The sequence below is a fragment of the Pseudomonas sp. RT6P73 genome, from assembly GCF_054897715.1.
The window spans coordinates 2,183,921-2,199,673 of record NZ_JBUBUV010000002.1 but is presented as its reverse complement, the minus strand read 5'-3'; the positions used below and the strand labels follow the sequence as shown (position 1 = coordinate 2,199,673).

20 protein-coding genes and 1 pseudogene are annotated in these 15,753 nt (G+C 57.2%); 6 read left to right on the top strand and 15 right to left on the bottom strand.

What is annotated here, in order from left to right; all coding sequences use genetic code 11:
- Positions 1-882: 882 nt before the first annotated feature.
- The 4 genes and pseudogenes from ACYZT6_RS10865 to ACYZT6_RS10850 all read right to left on the bottom strand — a co-directional run bounded on the left by ACYZT6_RS10865 (position 883) and on the right by ACYZT6_RS10850 (position 2,962).
- Positions 883-1,290, bottom strand: coding sequence for a hypothetical protein (locus ACYZT6_RS10865; RefSeq protein ID WP_462026885.1), 408 nt, complete (start codon positions 1,288-1,290; stop codon positions 883-885).
- 121 nt (positions 1,291-1,411) lie between these two features.
- Positions 1,412-1,747 carry a hypothetical protein gene (locus ACYZT6_RS10860; protein WP_462029930.1) on the bottom strand — a complete coding sequence of 112 codons (336 nt, stop codon included), beginning with the start codon at positions 1,745-1,747 and terminating at the stop codon, positions 1,412-1,414.
- Between the two features lie 210 nt (positions 1,748-1,957).
- Positions 1,958-2,105: pseudogene (locus tag ACYZT6_RS10855) on the bottom strand (acyl-CoA dehydrogenase); the annotation flags it as partial.
- Positions 2,102-2,962, bottom strand: coding sequence for an acyl-CoA dehydrogenase family protein (locus tag ACYZT6_RS10850; protein WP_462026884.1), 861 nt, complete (start codon positions 2,960-2,962; stop codon positions 2,102-2,104). The pseudogene ACYZT6_RS10855 and the gene ACYZT6_RS10850, both read right to left, overlap by 4 nt.
- A 496-nt stretch (positions 2,963-3,458) precedes the next feature.
- On the opposite strand from ACYZT6_RS10850, the gene ACYZT6_RS10845 reads away from it, so the two are divergent.
- The 3 genes from ACYZT6_RS10845 to ACYZT6_RS10835 all read left to right on the top strand — a co-directional run bounded on the left by ACYZT6_RS10845 (position 3,459) and on the right by ACYZT6_RS10835 (position 6,465).
- Positions 3,459-5,399, top strand: a complete 1,941-nt coding sequence (locus ACYZT6_RS10845; protein ID WP_462026883.1) for an acyltransferase family protein — start codon at positions 3,459-3,461, stop codon at positions 5,397-5,399.
- 167 nt (positions 5,400-5,566) lie between these two features.
- On the top strand, positions 5,567-5,755 hold the full coding sequence (locus tag ACYZT6_RS10840) for a hypothetical protein (protein ID WP_462026882.1): 189 nt from the start codon (positions 5,567-5,569) through the stop codon (positions 5,753-5,755).
- A gap of 479 nt (positions 5,756-6,234) precedes the next feature.
- Positions 6,235-6,465 (top strand): DUF6555 family protein, encoded by a 231-nt coding sequence (locus ACYZT6_RS10835; RefSeq protein ID WP_462026881.1) that lies wholly within the window; start codon positions 6,235-6,237, stop codon positions 6,463-6,465.
- Between the two features lie 17 nt (positions 6,466-6,482).
- Here ACYZT6_RS10835 and ACYZT6_RS10830 read toward each other — a convergent pair whose 3' ends face one another.
- The 3 genes from ACYZT6_RS10830 to ACYZT6_RS10820 form a co-directional block, all read right to left on the bottom strand.
- On the bottom strand, positions 6,483-6,704 hold the full coding sequence (locus ACYZT6_RS10830; RefSeq protein ID WP_462026880.1) for a hypothetical protein: 222 nt from the start codon (positions 6,702-6,704) through the stop codon (positions 6,483-6,485).
- Between the two features lie 105 nt (positions 6,705-6,809).
- Positions 6,810-7,145, bottom strand: coding sequence for a hypothetical protein (locus tag ACYZT6_RS10825; protein ID WP_462026879.1), 336 nt, complete (start codon positions 7,143-7,145; stop codon positions 6,810-6,812).
- Positions 7,146-7,217: 72 nt separating this feature from the next.
- On the bottom strand, positions 7,218-7,436 hold the full coding sequence (locus ACYZT6_RS10820) for a hypothetical protein (RefSeq protein WP_462026878.1): 219 nt from the start codon (positions 7,434-7,436) through the stop codon (positions 7,218-7,220).
- Between the two features lie 177 nt (positions 7,437-7,613).
- Here ACYZT6_RS10820 and ACYZT6_RS10815 point away from each other — a divergent pair, with 177 nt between their 5' ends.
- Together ACYZT6_RS10815 and osmE are read left to right on the top strand one after the other, a co-directional pair.
- Positions 7,614-7,853, top strand: coding sequence for a hypothetical protein (locus ACYZT6_RS10815; RefSeq protein WP_462026877.1), 240 nt, complete (start codon positions 7,614-7,616; stop codon positions 7,851-7,853).
- 13 nt (positions 7,854-7,866) lie between these two features.
- A complete protein-coding gene (gene osmE, locus ACYZT6_RS10810) occupies positions 7,867-8,220 on the top strand; it encodes an osmotically-inducible lipoprotein OsmE (RefSeq protein ID WP_462026876.1) in 354 nt (117 codons plus the stop codon).
- A 101-nt stretch (positions 8,221-8,321) separates the two neighbouring features.
- On the opposite strand, the gene ACYZT6_RS10805 is transcribed toward osmE, so the two are convergent.
- Complete coding sequence (locus tag ACYZT6_RS10805) at positions 8,322-8,510, bottom strand: DUF2188 domain-containing protein (protein WP_462026875.1); 189 nt, start codon at positions 8,508-8,510, stop codon at positions 8,322-8,324.
- A 211-nt stretch (positions 8,511-8,721) separates the two neighbouring features.
- Between ACYZT6_RS10805 and ACYZT6_RS10800 the strand changes: the two genes are divergently transcribed.
- Positions 8,722-9,084: an NUDIX hydrolase gene (locus tag ACYZT6_RS10800; RefSeq protein ID WP_462026874.1), complete on the top strand. Its 363-nt coding sequence runs from the start codon at positions 8,722-8,724 to the stop codon at positions 9,082-9,084.
- 7 nt (positions 9,085-9,091) lie between these two features.
- Here ACYZT6_RS10800 and ACYZT6_RS10795 read toward each other — a convergent pair whose 3' ends face one another.
- From ACYZT6_RS10795 to catC, 7 genes are all read right to left on the bottom strand, one after another.
- Positions 9,092-9,865: a 1,6-dihydroxycyclohexa-2,4-diene-1-carboxylate dehydrogenase gene (locus ACYZT6_RS10795; protein WP_462026873.1), complete on the bottom strand. Its 774-nt coding sequence runs from the start codon at positions 9,863-9,865 to the stop codon at positions 9,092-9,094.
- A gap of 227 nt (positions 9,866-10,092) precedes the next feature.
- The gene (gene benC, locus ACYZT6_RS10790; protein ID WP_462026872.1) at positions 10,093-11,106 is read right to left on the bottom strand and encodes a benzoate 1,2-dioxygenase electron transfer component BenC; all 1,014 of its coding nucleotides are present in this window, start codon (positions 11,104-11,106) and stop codon (positions 10,093-10,095) included.
- 10 nt (positions 11,107-11,116) lie between these two features.
- Positions 11,117-11,605: a benzoate 1,2-dioxygenase small subunit gene (benB, locus tag ACYZT6_RS10785; protein WP_462026871.1), complete on the bottom strand. Its 489-nt coding sequence runs from the start codon at positions 11,603-11,605 to the stop codon at positions 11,117-11,119.
- The gene (benA, locus tag ACYZT6_RS10780; protein WP_462026870.1) at positions 11,602-12,966 is read right to left on the bottom strand and encodes a benzoate 1,2-dioxygenase large subunit; all 1,365 of its coding nucleotides are present in this window, start codon (positions 12,964-12,966) and stop codon (positions 11,602-11,604) included. The genes benB and benA overlap by 4 nt, the downstream gene beginning before the upstream one ends.
- A 277-nt stretch (positions 12,967-13,243) precedes the next feature.
- On the bottom strand, positions 13,244-14,203 hold the full coding sequence (locus tag ACYZT6_RS10775) for an AraC family transcriptional regulator (RefSeq protein WP_462026869.1): 960 nt from the start codon (positions 14,201-14,203) through the stop codon (positions 13,244-13,246).
- 268 nt (positions 14,204-14,471) lie between these two features.
- A complete protein-coding gene (catA, locus tag ACYZT6_RS10770; RefSeq protein WP_462026868.1) occupies positions 14,472-15,401 on the bottom strand; it encodes a catechol 1,2-dioxygenase in 930 nt (309 codons plus the stop codon).
- 55 nt (positions 15,402-15,456) lie between these two features.
- A complete protein-coding gene (gene catC, locus ACYZT6_RS10765; protein WP_462026867.1) occupies positions 15,457-15,747 on the bottom strand; it encodes a muconolactone Delta-isomerase in 291 nt (96 codons plus the stop codon).
- Between the last annotated feature and the right edge of the window lie 6 nt (positions 15,748-15,753).

The window sequence follows — 15,753 nt, the reverse complement described above, 5'->3', positions numbered from 1 at the left end:
CTTTAAGCGGCACTGATGGCAAAATTGGCACTCCCAACGTGAAGCGCGATGAGGATAGGAGAATAATGTAGCGGGCGGCGTCAACAGCCTAACCAAAATTACGACGGCGACCGTCTGAATCTGGCTGATTTCCACCGGTCGCGACCGCTAGTAATGGGCGGTATCTCTGCGTAGCTAATCTATGACCGCCGGCTTCTGGCCGTTTGCTGCCAGCCACGACCACCCAGGTTAGCCCCAAAAATCCCATTGTCGCTTCTACGAAGCACAACCTCTCGTACAAGTATGAAATTTAGGAGCGATCAACAGCCCTTCCAAAATGCCGAGAAGCCAGCCAAATTCGTTTCCGCAAAGGAATCCCCGCCCCTTGATTCCAAAGGCTTCCAGAGCTTCAACGAATACTGCCAAGCGGAAACGAATTTTACTTAAGTCGCTGAAATATAAGGCTTAATCTTCGGTCTTGAAAACCGTCGACTGTAACAGGTCCATGAGTTCGAATCCCATCGCCTCCGCCATCTTATGTACGACAAAGCCCTGATTATTCAGGGCTTTGTCGTTTCTGGGGTTTGACAAAATCCTACAGCCCATACTTCAGCCCATACCTTGGATTAATCATCGATTTTCGACGAGCTGCTAGTATTTAACCCCCCATCGCTGGCAACCAGTGCGGTAGCAAGGACAGAAACCTTTACGTATCGATCTGGTATGAACGCGAAAACATGTGGGCGCTCGGCTTAACAAATAAGACGCATTCGAAAACGCCGCTCAATGAGCGCGGCGTTTTCGATTGTGTGGTCGGCTGGAAACGAAGGCAGCAATCGACCCATAGGAGAGGTTTAAACCAGAGATGACAGATCCGTCTGGGCCGGGTGATTGCTCGTGAATCTAAGCGTCCGATCGTTTTTTTGCCCGCCCGATGGCTGTGGTCATATGCGGTACAGCGTAGGCCTTGTACCAACAATTCATCCCTGCGATCGCTTTCTGAGCTGGTGCCGTGTCGGCTGCTCCGACCAATTCCGCACAAGCCTGTGCCATTGAGACAAGAATGCGGGCTGCTTCGGGAACGTAGGGAAGGTCATTTCCAGCTTCATGACGCTCACGAATAATCTGGTAGCGAATGTTCTCCGGGAGCGTCCAGGCACTGATTAAAAACTCCTGAACAGTGTAATCGACGCCTTTGATTTCCACCGTCGCGGAGCGATGTTCCTCATTGAATCCTGCCGTTTCGATCTGCTCACAGCTATCGATAACAGTGTTCATCATTTCTCGAATTTGTTGCCAATCAGTTTTCATTCGAACTCCTTTTCAATCTTGTCTTTCAGCAGGATAGTTTGAGTGTGTTGCTGTGGGCAGTTGATGGCTGCCAAAGGCAAAAAAAAGCCCGCTCCGTGGCGGGCTTCGTAATCGGCTTTTCCTATGGCGCGCGGCCAAAACTCTTGCGGAATTCGTCCTCCAGCTTTCGACAAATTTCTGCGATTACGCTTTTACCGGACGCCGGGCCGGAGTAGCTGTCTACTTCCTGGCGGCATAGTTCGACGGCATCTTGGGCCTGCTTTCTTTCCTTGTCTTCCGGCGCGTCACTGACATAAAGGCCGTAAACCAAGTACGAGGTGACGGCAATAATGATTCCAACGAGAACCTTGCTGACAGGGCCCATTCTCTTTTCTGACGATAGTGAGCCCCCACCTGGAACCGGTATTTTCTGCCTGAGGTCGGATTGACAGTGTTTGCATAAAATGGCTTCAGCCATGATGGCTTCCGCGCAATAGGGGCAACTCTTTTTTCCAGCCTCCACAGATGAAACTCCTTTTTCAAAACAAGATTCTATCATTGGGCCTGAGGGACGGAGAGGGGCGTCTCTGTTTTCCACTAAGAGAGGATCTTCTGGGAGCGTTATGTCACACAAGCCGAAAATCGCTCCCAGTGGGTCTGGCAAAACAAAATCCGATGCTGAATGAGTGCTTCTGGCCGATTGGGGAAACATATGTTCATCACCCGGGCCACCGCGAAAACGCAGGTGCTCGAATTCACCGCACAGGTTTGGCGCTCAACCAGCCGGCCACTTCCTGACGGAAGCACTCGTCTTGCTCACTGAAACTGATTTTCATGGCTGCTCTCCAAGAATCACTGCGGCAATCCGCTCGCGATGCCAGGCAGGTAGTCCGGGAAAGCTTTCGCTGGCACGGGCGCGCTTGAAGTAAAGGTGCGGGTCGTATTCCCAAGTGAAACCGAAGCCGCCGTGCAACTGGATCGACTCGGACGCGCAATGGAAATAAGTTTCAGCGCACTGCGCCTTGGCCAGCGCCGCCGCCAGCGGCAGCTCGGCGGCCACCTGCGGGTCGCCTTCAGGATCGAGGACTTCCTGGCCCACGCAAGCCGCGTAATAACTGGCCGAACGTGCGCATTCGACCTGCTGCATCATGTCGGCGGCACGGTGTTTGAGCGCCTGGAAACTGGCAATGGGTCGACCGAACTGCTGGCGTTCCTGCATATAGGCAACGCTCAGGTCGAGCACCTGCTGCGCGCCACCGGTCTGTTCGGCAGCCAAACCGATGCAAGCCAGTTGCAGGACCCGCTCCAGGTGCGGCCAGCCCGCACCGAACTCACCGAGCAGGCAGTCAGCGCTGAGGTACAGACTCTTGAGCTGAACCCGTGCCTGACGACGGGTCTGGTCCATGGTTGGCAACATTTGACGCAACAGCGCTGGTGTGGCCATGCAGGCGGTGGCGAAGAACGGCGAACACAGCAAGCGCCGGCACATCTGTTCCAGCAAAATAGACAGTTCGACAAAGCCCAGACCCAGGCCGCAGTACGCTTCGGGAATATGAATCGCCGGCCAGCACATTTCGCGACACAGGCGCTGCCAGAGCGTCTCGTCAAAACCTCGCTCGCTGACCATCGCCGCTCGCACGGCGGTAGAATCCGAGACATCGGCGAGGAAGCCCTCTGCCGATGCGCGGATCATTTACTGTTCGTCGCTGAACGCAAACTCCCTCGCGGCGCCTTCTGCTCGTTTGGCGGGGCACGCATGAGGCGACACCCCCTTGGCCCTCGAGTTTGATGACAGCGGCACACAACAGAATCGTCAGCCCTGCCTAGTCCGAATGGGCGATGCCGAGGCCGGTCCGCCGAAGGAATGGAATGAGCTGCGTCGCACCGCAAAGTTCAGGCCATTCGCGACCGACACCTCGCGGAAGTCTTTGACCACATTGCAGAAGTCGATATCGCTTGGCGTGTTGTCGTTCAGGGTCCAGCTCCCTTTCAGTGATGAATCAGAACGACACCTTCGCAGGCTCCCAGGCGTCTTGGAATCGACGCAGTTATTTCGCATTTCAATTTTGCTTACCGTCAAATTTCCAACTACAAATGATATGTGAGGTGGGTTATGTCCAAATCTTGACAGTGGTCGTCATGGGCCGGACGTCCGACAGATAGAAACAGCGTTAGGGATGGTCAGGCACATGGCACAGGGCAAGTACCGCTCGGACATCGATGGGCTGCGGGCTGTGGCGGTGATAGCGGTGCTTCTGCATCACCTCAACACCAACCTGCTGCCAGGGGGGTTCGTTGGCGTTGACATCTTCTTCGTCATCTCCGGCTTTTTGATCACCTCCCAGGTTTATTCCGAGGTCAAGCGCAACGCTTTTTCGCTGAAGGGTTTTTATCAACGGCGCATCAATCGCATTGTTCCTGCGTTGGTAACGGTATTGCTGGCGACTGTGACCATCGGAGCCTTTATCCTTTCACCGGTCGACCTGATCCGGCTCAACGTCAGCGCACTGCTCTCTTTGATGGGTGTCTCCAACATCTATATCTGGGTCAAGTACGGCAACTACTTCGCCGCTGACGCCAGTGAGGCCCCCCTGCTGCATACCTGGTCATTGGGTATTGAAGAGCAGTTCTATCTGCTCTGGCCGCTGTTCATTGTGTTGCTCTATCGCTTCGCGCCGCGTTACGTGCTGCCGGTATTGGCCATTGGCGTGGTTGTCGCGGTCGGCGCTTCAGAATACGCGGCAGGCGTCTTTGCGACAGCCGCCTACTATCTGTTGCCTACGCGCTTTTTCGAATTGATGCTGGGCGGGTTGCTGGGCATCTATCTGCATCAACCGCGCATCATCGGGAAGCTGAAGGCTCATGGCATTGCTCTGGCGGGTTTGCTGCTGATCGGTTATTCGCTGTTTGCCTTGAACCCCACCTCGACCTTCCCCGGGATCAACGCCCTGACCCCTTGCCTGGGGGCCGCGTTGTTGATCCTGGCCGGCAGCGGCGACACGCGCTCGCGTTTGCTCACCAGCCGGCCAATGGTGTTTATCGGTTTGATTTCCTATTCGCTGTATTTATGGCACTGGCCATTAATTGCCTACCTGAGTTACCTGGAAATCCCCATCGATTTGCCTGTCGGGGCGACGCTGATTGCAGTCTCGGTCATCCTCGCGTGGCTGTCCTGGCGTTATGTCGAGGTGCCCTTTCGACGCAACGGGGCGACGTGGCACTTTTCCCGGGTCTTCACCCGTCGATTCGCCTTTCCGGCATTGGGCCTGGCCGCGTTGGCGGTGCTGAGCGTGCAATTCAACGGCTTCCCGCAACGTTTCAGCCCTGATGTTGCGCAACTCGAAGCGATGACCCTGCAAAAGCCGAGCGAGATTCGCAAAGGGTGCCACGTCACCAATGCCCTGTACGGCACAGCACCTAATGACGCGTGTCGCCTGGGGGTCAAAAAAGAACAGCTGGACGGCATCATGATCGGCGATTCGTTTGCCAATCACTTTACCGGCATGGTCGATCTGCTGGCCAAACCCAACAACCTCTCGATCATGGACTACACCATGGACTCGTGCCCGCCGATCCTCGGGTACACCGTCGACATGAACGCGGTCTACGCCGCCCATTGTGCAAAACGCAACGAACGGGCGTTCGGCCTGATCGAGCAGAACCATTACCGCTACGTGGTGCTGGCGGCGATCTGGCCCAGGGACGCGATTGCCAAAGACATGGTCGAAGCGAGTATCAAGCGTGTGGCGGAGCACAGCGAAGAGGTCATCGTCATCCTGAGGAATCAGCACATCGAAAAAGCCGCCAGTTGCCCGATCCGCCACTTGATGTTCGGTACCGACCACAGTTGCTCGGTCGCCCAAAGCGCCAGGGCGCCCTATTGGACTGATATAAGTGCGAAGTACCCGAAGGTGCACTTTATCGACCCCAATCAAGTGATATGCCCGGCGGGCGTGTGCAGCCCGATTATCAAGGGCCAGCTGCTGTACCTGGATGATTCGCACTTGAATGAAGTGGGTTCGCGTTTTATCGGCCGCACGTTATTGGACCGAGGCTACTCGTTGCTGCACGACCCGGTGGCCACCCCACGTACTGCCGGGACGAAGTTTGATGCCACCGTTCACCTGTAAGGCAAGTTTGTAACAGTCGGGATCGTCCACTTCTGGCGATACCGCCACGCGTCAGCAGGTGCACCATTGCAGTGCAATTTATTGGCGTAAAGCCGCTTCCTCGACTAGGGTTTCTACCGAATCGAACGGCGCTGATTCTGCAATAGGCGCCTGATCAAGGAGGATAGATGACGTCCATTAGAATAGTCGAACAAACCTATCGCGCCTGGTCCAGCCCTATCCTGCTGGAACTCAAGGAGAGAGAGCATCAGCTGGACCCTGTTTCCCGCCAGGCACTACAGAATGTCCTGGTAGAACGGAGGCTGATAGACACTGGCAACCCTTCTGGCAACGAACGGCGCCACCCAAACTCCTGAGCGCTTCCCGTTGGTGCCCCAAGGCAAACCCGGTCTGTTCATCGGATACTTCAATCGCGCCCTTGCGGTGGTGGCCAGTAGCCGCTATCCATTAAGGTGAATTCGGAAGGAGTACGCGAAGATGATTTCAAGATTCGTTGTCGTCCCTGCAATTCCCACGGAAACGGGATCAACGCGCAACGGAACGCGCTTCTACTGCAAAACCGCCCCCATAGGGTTCAACCTCTACGACAATGAAGAAAAGCGCAGGCTCCCAACCACTTACCCGACACGAGTAGAGGCCGAGCAAGAATGTTCGCAGCTCAATACTGAGTGCCTCCAATGCATGCTGACTGAGCGCCCTGCTTGAACGCGCCATGAGCGCGTGCATGCCGACTGAATGAAAAACTTCGCGTTTCGCTGAAGCTGATAAAAGTCCGAAAACAGAGGGAACTGGCACTACGCCATCAATGTCGTAGTGGCAGCACCTGGAGATTCGGATGACCCGCCCTCGATATTTTCAAATCACATATGGCTACAAGAAGACTCGGCATATTTTTATTCAGCCCGACTCCCACATGACTGAGGTAGACGCTTGGTACTACGCCTGCCTGCATTCAGGGATCGGGCTTTCGTATGGGGACAATCACGATCAACAAAATTTCGATGCGCTGCGCAGCCATGCACAGGAGAATGGCGTGCTGCAGGTTGTTTGGGAGGAGTTACCGTAATGACGGTGTGCGGCCTCTTACGTGCCGCCGCCCACGCCCTCTATCGCTTTTGCAAATGCAGTACCCGCCTCCTTCACCAACATGCGCCACTCCACGCCGTTGATCAGCCCGGTACGCTCCATTTCATCAGCCGCCTTGAGCAACTCGTCGTACTGCTCTTCACAATCCATGCGAATTTCCGGCTCGTTGAGGAGCTTGTACCAGGCAGCCAGCGCTTGTTTCTTTTGATCATCATTCATCGCCAAACTCCCAAGGACAGTTTTCACTTGGAAGTTTTCCAGCGAACAACCGTTCCTCGGTTCCGACATACGGCGCTTACAAACGAAGTTCACATAAAGTGAGTTTTACAAGCAGCTGCGAACCGCTTTACGCATCGCGTCCGACTTGGCCCACGGCGGCCCCTGATACAGCGAAACCCGACTGCCGTCCTTGTATTTCACGATGTCCAGAATCTCGTCAGCCGTAATGATGCTTGGCGCGTTGATCCGGTAGCCATTGGAAATTGCAGTCTGAGTCGTTCTGGAAACTTCCTGCTGCCAGAGCGGTAAAAGACACCCGGCGTATTCTTTGGGCGTCTTGCCACTGTACTTGCTGACGTTAGGCTCACCTGGAACCAGGGATGCCGGCAATGAACAACCCGCCAGCATCGCCATCGCTACTCCCCCAATCAACATCCGCATGACGCTTCCTTATCCTGAAAAACGGGAAATGTAGCGCGTAGCGGTCCAGACATCCATCTATAGAATCGCCCCTCAAGGAGCTGCGTTGTGATCGCCGTGCTCTGGATAGGACCTTTCGTTCAAATACGCCATCCATCGCTCATACGCCTCATGCTGCCATTGAGTGACCCGCTCCCACTCCGGACCGCTCAACTGATGAGCCGAAATCAGATTCATCATCTCCGTGGTTGCTGCATCCAGATCAACAATCAGTGCTTGCGCATGGAATCTGAAATCATCGGTATTGGTCATTTTAAGTTGCCTCGCCCTAGCGAAAATTCGCCACTTCAGTACGACATCACGCCTGTCCGTTCGGGCCCATCCTCCCGACAAGCGGCGTACTTTCCAACCATTGAGCGCCCGTTGAACAAGCGCCCCGCCGGCTAATCGGACTACTCTTTCGGTTAGGGGTATTTGCAGGAGGTCATCATGTGGCTTAACGAAGATGAAAATGAACTTCGACGTGACCTGCAAGGCGTTGCGTCGGACTTGAGGTGGTCGGCAGTGGAACTCTTGCGCATCGCAGAGCAACTACGCCAGGCCGGTAATGATGTGGATGCGCAAGCTGCCATGAAATTGTGCGACCTGTTTCAAGGCGATGAACAGCGACTGGCGGGCTATGCCGAAGAAGTGAAAGCCAAGGTCATCAGTCGGACGAAAGCTCACTGACGGGAGCGATGTCATGAACAAGCCTCTATTCGCGCTGGTCGTTGTGCTGGCGGCGACCGGTGGCTGCAGCACTGATTCACACATTTATCGTGATCAGCCGCTGGTCGCAAAAGTCGATACCGGCATGAACAAGGATCAGGTTCAGCAGATTGGTGGTCAGCCTTTATCGATATCGGAGCGCACGGTGGTGCCTGGCACTTGCTTTGACTACAAGTTGACCCAGGCCGGCCAACAAAAGCCGTACAACATCAGCTTCGATGGCAGGGGCCAGGTCGACCACAAAAGCTTCATGACGTGCGCGCAATGGAGTCACGCACAACAGAAAGCAAGGGAGCCCTCTCGCAGTGCGGGTGGCGGAGGTTATTAGCCAACGTGGCGTACCGGACCGCAATATCGCGTTTAAAATCCTCCTGGCCGTGGTTTGACGACAAAAAAAAGCCCCGGCATTCCAGGGCTTCAAACTCACGCTCATTCTGATTTCTGACTTCGCCGAGATGCTCTGCAGGCAGGCAACGCAGCCGCGTAGGCCAGTGCTTCCTCTCTGCTGCCAAAGGCACCGAGCCGGTCGCCTTTGGTGCAAACCCGCCAGGGGCCATTGTTTACGCTGAGTACGTCATAACCGTTCATGTGCATTCTATTCAGCATCGGAACGCTCATAGTCACCTCCTCTTCGGCAGTGATAAGCCACGATTGACTTGGCTACCTTACACCCGACCTTTGCCCTGGTGCCGACCAGACGTCGCGCCAGGTTTTCGACATCCTTTCGCACTTTCTGCCGCCCCCCTTACTCCAATTATTGAACCAGAGGCTCCGGCCTGAATATTGCATTTTTGTGACTGTTTGATGACAAGCGGCGGTTTAGTAACACATGAAAGTACGGGCAACAGTCATTTGCGAGCAGGATCGGCATGTTCTCCTGGTGCGCAAACCCAGGTGTCGCTGGACCTTGCCCGGGGGAAAAGTCGAGCGTGGTGAAACCGCTGCGGGTGCGGCCATGCGCGAACTTCAGGAGGAAACAGGGCTGGGAGTCGACGGCTTGCTGTACTTGATGGAACTGGAAACGGGCGGCACCCGACACCATGTTTATGAGGCGTCAGTGCTCAACTCGGACGAGGCCCGGCCACAAAATGAAATTTTCGATTGCATGTGGTATCCGCTGGACGCGGTCCAAAACCTGAACACAAGCGACGCCACGCTCAAGATTGTCAGAGCCTTTCAGCGTCGCTTGTAAGTTTGCGTCAGCCCTGGTCGCCGCCGCCCACCGGCATGATCATGCCGGTGATGTACGACGCTTCGTCGCTGGCCAGAAACAGAATAGCGCCCGCCTGCTCATCCAGCGTGCCGTAGCGTTTCATCAAACTGCTGTCGAGTGTCTGGTCGACAATCTGCTGGTACCAGACCTTTTCTTCGGCGCTTTGCTCTGTGCTGTTACGCGGGATGACCCGCGGCGGTGCTTCCGTGCCGCCGGGCGCGGTGGCATTGACCCGAACCCCGCGACCGGCGGTTTCAAACGCCAGGCAAGCGGTCAGCGCATTGACGCCGCCCTTCGCCGCGCCGTACGGCACACGATTGATGCTGCGGGTGGCGATGGACGAAACGTTGACGATGGCGCCGCTGCCTTGACCCAGCATGTACGGCAGCGCGGCATGGCAGCACCACAAGGTCGGAAAGAGCGAACGACGGACTTCCGCTTCGATCTGCTGTTCTTCATAGTGCTCGAAAGGCTTGGCCCAAATCGTGCCGCCCACGTTGTTGACCAGCACATCCAGACGCCCAAAGCGCTCGACGGCGGTACGTATCACGCGGCTGCACTCGCTGTATTGCTCAAGGTCGGCGGTCAGGGCCAGCACCTGGCTGCCCTGCCCCAATTGTTGCTGCACCTCGAACACCAGATCCGAGCGATCAACCAGAATCAACCGCGCACCCTCGGCGGCCATGCGTTCGGCCACCCGCCGACCGATGCCTTGCGCCGCGCCAGTGATCAGCGCGACTTTTTCGTGAAATCTGTTCATGTGTACCTCAAGACGAAAATCAATTTCGCGGGAACGGCTATCTCTGTAGCAGCTGCCGAGCCTGCGAGGCTGCGTTCGGCTCGGTCCGCGCTCGGGCGAAGCAGTCGTGAGATCAGTGAATGCGGTGCATCAGGAAGACTGTGCACTCAAGTATTACGACTGCTGCGCAGCCGAACGCAGCCTCGCAGGCTCGGCAGCTGCTACAGAGACGGTGTCGTTGCTGATAATTACGCCGCGCTGGCGGCGAATTTCTCGTAGTAGAAGTTCGTCGGCGCGACGCCTTGTTCGCGGATGAACTGACTGACCGCTTCGACCATTGGCGGCGGGCCGCACAGGTAGACGTCGACGTCGCCATCGTTCAAATGCCGTGGCTCGATGTGCTGGGTGACGTAGCCCTTGAGCGGATGCTGGCTGTCGGGGTTGGCGACGCAGGCACTGAAGCTGAAATTCGGGATTCGCGCGGCAAACGCTTCGAGCCTGTCCAGCTCCACCAAGTCAAAATCGTTGGTCACGCCGTAGATCAAATGCAGCGGATGTTCACTGCCCTGCTCGGTGATTTTTTCCAGCATCGCGGTGAACGGCGCCAGGCCTGTACCGCCGGCCAGCAGCAACAATGGACGGCGAATGTCACGCAGATAGAAACTGCCCAACGGCCCGGCCAGACTCATGCTGTCGCCAGCCTTGGCCATACCGGTGAGGAAGCTGCTCATCAAGCCGCCAGGCACGTTGCGGATCAGGAAACTGACTTCGCCATCCCGCTGCAGCGAGCTGAAGGAATAAGCGCGGGTCTGCTCGCTGCCGGGAATCCCGAGGTTCACGTACTGGCCCGGCAGGAACGCCAGTTTGCTCAGCGCCTCCCCCTTGATCGACAGCGCGATGGTGCTATCGGACAACTGCCGCACGGCGCTGATGGTGGCGTCGTAACTGGCCTGCTGGGTACGGCAAGCCTGCGATGAAGTCGGTACCCGCACCACGCAATCGCTCTGGGCGCGCATCTGGCAAGTCAGGACAAAACCCTGTTCGGCTTCGTCCGCCGTGAGCGCGTCTTCGATGTATTCCTCGCCCAAGTCATAACGACCGGCCTCGGCGAAACACTTGCAGGTGCCGCACGCACCGTCACGGCAATCCAGCGGAATGTTGATGCCTTGGCGATACGCAGCATCGGCCACGGTTTCGCCCACATTGGCGTCGATGAACCGAGTGACGCCGTCTTCGAAATTGAATGCTATGGAATGAGTCATGACGGCCGCCTCAGAGGTGGTAGACATCGATGACCTGGCGAACGTAATCGTTCTTCAGGATCACTTTCTTGGCCTTGATCAACGGGTTTTCGCCGCGCACATCAAGGGTGTAGAAACTGCTGCCGAAATAGCTGTCGACGGTCTTGTAGCGAAAGCTCAGGGTGTGCCAGTTGAAGCGCACCTTGCACAGGCCGTCGGCTTGCTCAAGCAGCTCGATATTGCTGATGTTGTGCGAGGTCCGGGTGTCCGGAACGCTGGCGCTGGAACGCTCGGTCTTGATGCGGAAGATGCGGTCTTCCAGGCCGGTGCGGTTGCCGTACCAGATCAGCGAGATTTCGCGCTGCGGGTCTTCGGTCAACTCGTCGTTGTCGTCCCAGGACGGCATCCAGAACGACGCATCGGCGGCGTACAGTTCCAGCCAGTCATCCCATTGCTTGTCATCGAGGAAGCGCGCTTCGCGGTAGAGGAAATCGCGCACGGCGTCATAAGTGATGGTCATTGCACGGCCTCCACAGCGATCAATCCGGACTGTTCGGAGGCCAAGGCCTTGAGCATGGTTTGCTGCCAATACTTGTGTTGCAGCACGAACAGGCCTTCGTCTTCGGTGCGCACGCCGCTGAGCAGCGGATGCAGGTCAATTTCCTTGGCCGCCTCATCGGCGCCCTCGACCCAGTGCTCGGCACCGCGGGACATGTCATTCCACGTCGTGACGCTGCCCTGATAGCTGGTCTGGCACGAGCGAAACTCTTCCAGATCATCCGGGGTGGCCATGCCGCTGACGTTGAAGAAATCCTCGTACTGACGAATCCGGCTCGAACGGGCGTGGTCGCTTTCGCCTTTGGGGGCGATGCAATAAATGGTGATTTCCGTGCGGTCGACCGAGATCGGCCGAGCGATGCGGATCTGCGAGCTGAACTGGTCCATCAAGTACACGTTCGGGTACAGGCACAGGTTGCGCGAGTTCTCGATCATCCAGTCGGCACGGGCCTTGCCAAAATCCTGGGCCAGTTCGTCGCGGCGCTCATAGAGCGGACGATCCTCGGGGTTGGACCAGCGGGTCCAGAGCAGCATGTGGCCCTTGTCGAACGAGTAGAAACCGCCACCCTGTTTGGCCCAGGTCCCGGCGCTCATGGTCGGGTTGCTATCGCCCGCTTCACGCTGTTTGCGCTGGTTCTGGGTGGCGGCGTAGTTCCAGTGCACGGAGCTGACGTGGTAACCGTCGGCGCCGTTTTCGGCGGTGAGTTTCCAGTTGCCTTCGTAGATGTAGCTCGAGGAACCGCGCAGCACTTCGAGGCCATCGACGGACTGGTCGACGATCATGTCGATGATCTTGGCCGACTCGCCCAGGTGTTCAACCAGCGGCACGACATCGGCCTTCAGGCTGCCGAACAGGAAGCCGCGATAGGATTCGAAACGCGAGACTTTGGTCAGGTCGTGGGAGCCTTCACAGTTGAAGCTCGCCGGGTAACCCGCAGCGGCCGGGTCTTTGACTTTGAGCAACTTGCCGGAGTTATTGAAGGTCCAGCCGTGGAACGGACAGGTGTAGGAGCTCTTGTTGCCGGTCTTGTGCCGGCACAGCGTCGCGCCGCGGTGGCTGCAGGCGTTGATGAAGGCGTTGAGCACACCTTCCTTGTTGCGCGCGATGAAGATCGACTGACGCCCCATGGTGGTGGTGTAGAAATCGTTGATATTGGGGATCTGGCTTTCGTGCGCTAGGTACAGCCAGTTGCCTTCGAAGATGTGCTGCATCTCCAGATCGAACAGCCGTGGATCAGTGAACATCTCGCGCTTGCAGCGGTAGATGCCTTTTTCTTTGTCATCTTCAAGCAGGGAGTGAAGGTATTCGGGTCGCAGGGACATGGCCGCCGCCTCCATTGTTTTTATTCAGGCAGGGCCATGCTAGGACGGGGGAATGGGGCGGACTATCCGATGGGTGCAGACGTGTATCCGATTACTGCAAACAACCCACGTCCCTGTAGCAGCTGTCGAGCCTGCGAGGCTGCGTTCGGCGACGCAGTCGTCGTGAAATCAGCCCCCGTGGCGTATCAGGAAAAACGCGCTCACAGGTTTTACGACGACTTCGTCGCCGAACGCAGCCTCTCGTTGCTCGGCAGCTGCTACAGGGAGGTTGTGGGAGTCAGTCGCGGCGTTTGAGGGTGTCGGACGGCAATTCGCCGAACTGTTTGCGGTAGTTGTCGGAGAACCGTCCCAAGTGCAGGAACCCGTAATCCATGGCCACTTCCGTGACGTTGCGCACGTTGCAGGTCGGGTCGCTCAGGCACAGGTTGATGCGTTCGAGTTTCTTCTGCCGGATGTAGTTTTTCGGCGATGTGCCGGCGTTGCGTTCGAACAAGCCGTACAGCGAACGCAGGCTCATGCTGGCCTGGCGCGCCAGTTCTTCGCTGTCGATGTCTTGCTTGAGGTTGTGCGCGATGTAATCGGCAATCGCCTCGAACGTCGCCGACGACGAGCCAAGGCTGCTGCGGATGACGTTGGTTTTCATCAGGCTGAGCATCTTGCTGACGATGATCTGCGCGTAGTGCTCCTGCACCCTGGGGACCTGCTCGGTGGCTTCGGCTTCCTGGCAAATCATCGCCAGCAGGCCGACGAAACCTTCCAACTGATCGAGCTGATAACGGTTCTCCAGAAACCGCACGCCCTGCCCCGGATAGCGCCAGCGTTGCTCCTCGCACACCGATTCAAACAGCCGGGTGGGCACTTTGAGGATGAATTTTTCGCAATCGTCGGAGTAAGTCAGGTCCACCGGATCGTCGGGGTTGATCAGCAGCAACTCACCCGGCGCAAAGTAATGTTCCTGACCGTGACCACGCCACAGGCAGTTGCCACGCAACAGCACTTGCAGGTGATAGATCGTTTCCAGCGCGCCGGAGGTCACCCGCACGCTGGCGCCGTAGCTGATGCGGCACAGGTCGAGGCTGGCGAATTTGCGATGATCGAGGCTGGCTAGCGGACGGCCGACCCTGGGCATCAGGATGCAATGGTTGCCGACGTGCTGATTGACGTAACCCGACACCGCGTAAGGGTCGGCATGGTCGAATATTCTGCTGCGCTGACTCAATAGTTGCGCGTGCATCATCGGGTCACTCTCGTTGTTGTTATAGGTTACTTCAGGTCATTCTAAGGCAGTGCTCGCAACGGTGTGTCATTGGACTGACCTGTGGAATGTTCTGGCCCCTTCGCGAGCAGGCTCGCTCCCACATTTGACCGCGTTAGCCCTGAAGAAACTCGGTCAACTGTAGGAGCGAGCCTGCTCGCGATAGGCCATCAGCCTCAACATCAACGTTGACTGACACTCCGCTTCGCGAGCAGGCCCACTCCTACAAAGGTTCGGCTATTCGAGGGTATCAATCCTCGAGCGCACGAACCCGTTCATGCCGTTGCTGCTCTTCAGGCTGCGCGGAGGTCTGCAAAGTGAAATCGAAGTCGATCTCGGCAAACCGCCCGCTGACACCATGCTCCGCCGCACGCTGAGGATCATCGCTGAAGGTGATGTGCGCGATCAGCTCGTCGCGGGTGGCGTAGGCGAAATCGTCATGCAGGTATTGGTCACCGTCGAGGTTGATCTGGGTGGTCAGGTGACGATGGTCCGGCGCGGAGATGAAGAAGTGAATGTGCGCCGGGCGCTGGCCATGCCGGCCCAGTTGATCGAGCAATTGCTGGGTCGGACCGTCCGGCGGGCAACCGTAGCCCGACGGCACGATGCTACGGAAACGATAGCGACCCTCGGCATCGGTGACGATGCGGCGGCGCAGGTTGAACTCCGATTGCGTGGTATCGAAATAGGAATACGTGCCGCCCGTGTTGGCGTGCCAGACATCCACCACCGCACCGGCCAGCGGTTCGCCAGCGGTGTTGCGCACCTGGCCCTGCATGAACAGGACCACGCCCGGATCGACGCCATCATCCAGTCGTGCCTCACCCTCAGACAGTGGCGCACCCGCCACATACAGCGGGCCTTCGATGGTCCGTGGCGTACCGCCCGCCTTTCCCGCCTGCTCGTCTTCGGCGTCCATCAGCAAGTCCAGGTAATGTTCCAGACCCAGCCCTGCGACCAACAAACCGGCTTCCTGACGCGCGCCCAGCACGTTGAGGTAGTTGACGGCTGTCCAGAATTCTTCCGGGGTCACGGCCAGGTCTTCGATGATGTTCACCGAATCACGCAGAATGCGGTAGACCAGGGCTTTGATTCGCGGGTCGCCGGCGTCGTTGAGCAAGCCGCTGGCGTCTTCGAGAAACTTCTGGGCGCTGGCAGTGTGGGAAATCTTGACGTTCATTTTGGGTGGTTCCTCATCTTGTAATTATTAGCGTAGCGAACTGAACAGGCTGGGTTCAGCGGTCATCCTCGCGAATGGAAGAAGGATGCCGGCACATCCCGTCGACCTCGATCGTCATGTACGGAAACAGCGGCAATTGCATCAGCAGGTCGTGCAGCTCCAGAACGCTGTCGACGTCGAAAACGCTGTAATTGGCATAGTGCCCGGCGATGCGCCACAGGTGACGCCACTTGCCTTGCTCTTGCAGGCGCTGGGCCAGGGCCTTTTCATCGGTCTTGAGCTGGGTGGCGAGCTCCGGATTGATGTCGACCGGCAGATTCACGGTCATTTTTACGTGGAATAGCATGATGCT